Genomic DNA, 3,798 nt, shown 5'->3' with positions numbered 1-3,798 from the left:
TTGTGGAGGAAACTAACAGTTACTATCCGTTTGGTGGTATGTTTACTTCTACAGTGAATGTTCAGCCTTATAAGTATAATGGTAAGGAGTTGGATCAGAAGAATGGACTCAATTGGTATGATTATGGGGCGAGACATTATGATGCGGCCATAGGTAGGTGGCATGTGGTGGATCCGATGAGTGAGAAGTATTATTCGATGAGTCCGTATGGCTACTGTGCCGGAAGCCCTGTTTGTCATAAAGATGAAGAAGGAAAGTGGATCAATAATGTTGTAGGAGCACTCATTGGTGGTGCTGCAGAGTTGGGAACTCAAGTAGCTGCTAATCTCATAACAGGTAAAGGTGCTTTTGAATCTATTGATTGGGTCAGTGTAGGAGCTTCAACTATTGAGGGAGCTTTGACTTCGGGATTGAGTGCAGCCAAAACATTAGCGGTTAAAGCGACAGTTACGATTACTAGAAACACGATTAATGGTATTATAGATGGCGATAATACCTCGAAAGTTGTCGAAAATACCGTTAAAGATATGGTTGCAGATCAGGTTCTTGGTAAAGTAAGTAATGTTTTAGGAAAAGGGATAAAGGAAACTGTTCCAACATTAGGAAAACAGCTTAATAAAATAGGTAATCAGGTAACCTTAAGTAACAATAAGGCTACAGAACTGATGAGCAGTATGCCTGGAGTTCCTAATATAAAAGTAGCACGTGATATTGCTACACTAAAGAATGGACTAGTTGATGCTAGTAAAACGATTAATCGTACAATACAAAAGGCTCCTGAGAATACAGTAAAATTAGGTTTGGAAACAACTAAGAAAGTTTATGAGAACGAGTTTAAGAAAAAAGCAAAAAAACCGGAATAGTGGTCAGTATGTTTTCAATGATGGTATTGATAAAAAATTAAATAAGCGTATACTGAAAGAAAAAGTAGATTCAAAAAGAACGCGTATCATCATTATAGTTACATTACTAATATTTTTGTCTCCTTTATGGTTTTATAGAGGAATTATGTATGAAATAATGCTACCATCGTATGGGGAACAAACCAAAGCTGTATTAACGGGAACAATGGGGCAAGCGTGGGGTGGAAGGCGTATAATCCCGTGCTATTATTATACATTTGATAAAAATGGGAAATTATATAGTAAAAATGCAGATATTTCTGTCAAAGATACCTTATATCAAATAGGGGATACTGTTGATATTCTATATCTAGAAGCATTTCCTTTTATAAGTTCTCGTATCAAAAATGACAAGTGATTTTTTTAATTAGAATAATATCTTGAGGTTGAATTCTAAATCCTCCTTAAACAATACTTACAAAACCTTACCCAAGTTTACGAAAATTAACGTATTCTTGGGTAAGTTCGTATATGTACATAACTGCTTATTAGAAGTGTATACTACTTCCTAAACATTAAGACGTATTCGAAGTGCAGACCGTTTGCTCAGGCCAACTTATCAGTTGAATGATGATGCTCCGGTTACGCTTGTGGATCATGTTTATGATGAGGTGGGTCGTCTGAAGTCGGACCGCAGGAATGGAAACGGTAAGTTGAGGATTGATTATGCGTATAATGTCCGTTCGTGGACGAAGAGTGTCAGTGGACCGTTGTTCAGCCAGACGCTCAATTATAAGGAGAAGATAATCGGAAATACTCCTTGTTACAATGGTAACATCAGCAGTATGTCATGGAAGATGGGAACGGAGGCAACAGACCGGGGTATCGTTTTACGTATGATGGCTTGTCAAGGCTGAAGAATGCGAGCTACGGAGAAGGCGCTACGTTTGCCACGAACCAGAATCGCTTTAATGAACAGATTACGGGTTATGATAAGATGGGTAACATTCTTGGTTTGCAGCGTTACGGATAGATTTCGGCAACGGCTTACGGGTTGATTGATAACCTGGCTTTGACTTACAACGGTAATCAGTTGCAGGCGGTGAAGGATATAGCTACAAGTGCTGTCTTTGGTAATGGGATGGAGTTTAAGGATGGGGCTAATCAGACGGTGGAGTATACGTATGATAAAAATGGTAATTTGATTAAAGATTTAAACAAGAATATTAGTAGTATTGAATATAATTGTTTAAATTTGCCTGATCAGGTAATCTTTACAGGGGGAAATAGTGTTGAGTATGAGTACACCACCGACGGAGTAAAGTTGCGTACTGTACATAAGACGGGTTCTACTACCTTGACTACGGATTATTGTGGGAATGCGGTCTATGAGAATGGTGTGTTGAAGATGTTGCTTAATGAGGCGGGGTATGTTAGTTTCCCGGATAAGAAGTATCATTTTTATCTGAAAGATCATCAGGGGAATACTCGAGTGGTGGCGGATAAGGATGGGATCGTGGAGGAAACTAACAGTTATTATCCGTTTGGTGGTACGTTTACTTCTACAGTGAATGTTCAGCCTTATAAGTATAATGGTAAGGAACTGGACTTGAAGAATGGACTGAATTGGTATGATTATGGGGCAAGACATTATGATGCGGCAATAGGGAGGTGGCATGTGGTGGATCCAATGATGGAGAAGTATTATGCTACTAGTCCATATAATTATTGTTTAGGGAATCCTATCAAGTTTATAGATCCTAATGGAATGTTAGTTGGAGATCCTCTGTTACAAACTTTTGGTAAATATCAGTATGGTAGTAATGTTCTTACCAATACTTTAAAGTTTGTACATAATACTATCGCTTCCGTTGTTAATACTCCCATACAAATGGTAAATAGTCTTGCTTCAGAAGCTGGATATATTTATGATAATGGAGTTGGATCTTATCTCTCTTCAGGGGGTCAGAATGTAACGGATGCAGTTAGCTCACAAGTTTCATATTGGGTAAATACACCAATATCGCAGCAAGCTTCGGATACATGGCAAGCCATGAAAAGTTTAGAGAATTGGGAAGGTGTTGCTGCTGGAGCAGCCCTTATGCTGACACCATTGAAAGGGAGTGGAGCGAGTAGTACTAGTACTGTGGCTGGAACAGTTGGATATAGCTATATGGCTGAAGGTGAGTTAAAAGCGATTCAAGAAACGGGGCTTTTAAGAGGTGGATGGGAAGGTGAAACTTATTTTACTAAAGACTTGTATAAATCGGCTGAACGTGCCCAACAAAGATTATCTTTACCCAAAAAACCTGGATATAGAGTCGAATTTGAAATAGAAAACAATCCATCTTTAATAAAAAATGGTACAAAAGTGATTCCAGATAATGGGATGCTAGGCAAAGGATCAGAGTTTATGACTACTGATCAAGTTAAAGTAAAGTTGATTAATTTCCAGAAATTGAAATAATTTATTTTATGAAAGAAGATTTTACAATTTTAGTAGCAGATCCATGGGGATTTACTAATTCAAATGGTAAGAATGAGATAATAGGTAATATTGTATCTATAATTAATAGTAGGTGTGTAGTGTTTGAATCTAAATTTATATTAGATTTTGATGGAAAATCAGGACGTATACTAATTTTATCGCCTCGTTTTAAAGATGGAGAATTTGATAATATTAGGAATCAAAGGGCGTCAGTCAATGGAGGTCTCTTATCAATTGAATATAAAGAAGGCTTATTAAATGTAGACGAACTAAAAAACAAATGTACCTTTGTGTTAATTGGTACTTTATATAAATCTAAATCGTTGTAGTTGTTTTACCCTCAATAGTTCGTTAAATATTTAATTAACATTTACGCAGCAATTGCTGCAAATTTCACTCCCTCTTCCCATAGTCTTCGATTTATTTCCTCGTTAGGATTAATCCCTAACACGGAAATAAATCGTTGCA

The 3,798-nt window shown here is 37.2% G+C and carries 5 protein-coding genes; all 5 read left to right on the top strand.

Annotated elements, in window-relative coordinates:
* The coding region (locus CZ225_RS24535; RefSeq protein ID WP_234983204.1) for an RHS repeat-associated core domain-containing protein at nucleotides 1–863 on the top strand (863 nt) is incomplete at its 5' end.
* Nucleotides 823–1,260 (top strand): hypothetical protein, encoded by a 438-nt coding sequence (locus tag CZ225_RS22750; RefSeq protein WP_083714737.1) that lies wholly within the window; start codon nucleotides 823–825, stop codon nucleotides 1,258–1,260. The genes CZ225_RS24535 and CZ225_RS22750, both read left to right, overlap by 41 nt.
* A gap of 184 nt (nucleotides 1,261–1,444) precedes the next feature.
* A complete protein-coding gene (locus CZ225_RS24530; protein WP_077155975.1) occupies nucleotides 1,445–1,759 on the top strand; it encodes a hypothetical protein in 315 nt (104 codons plus the stop codon).
* 137 nt (nucleotides 1,760–1,896) lie between these two features.
* Nucleotides 1,897–3,309 (top strand): RHS repeat domain-containing protein, encoded by a 1,413-nt coding sequence (locus CZ225_RS22740; RefSeq protein WP_077155974.1) that lies wholly within the window; start codon nucleotides 1,897–1,899, stop codon nucleotides 3,307–3,309.
* A gap of 8 nt (nucleotides 3,310–3,317) precedes the next feature.
* Nucleotides 3,318–3,659: a hypothetical protein gene (locus tag CZ225_RS22735; protein WP_077155973.1), complete on the top strand. Its 342-nt coding sequence runs from the start codon at nucleotides 3,318–3,320 to the stop codon at nucleotides 3,657–3,659.
* The last annotated feature ends 139 nt before the right edge of the window (nucleotides 3,660–3,798 follow it).

The organism is Bacteroides bouchesdurhonensis, from assembly GCF_900155865.1.
GTDB lineage: Bacteria > Bacteroidota > Bacteroidia > Bacteroidales > Bacteroidaceae > Bacteroides > Bacteroides bouchesdurhonensis.
This window is presented reverse-complemented; position numbering and strand designations above follow the sequence as displayed.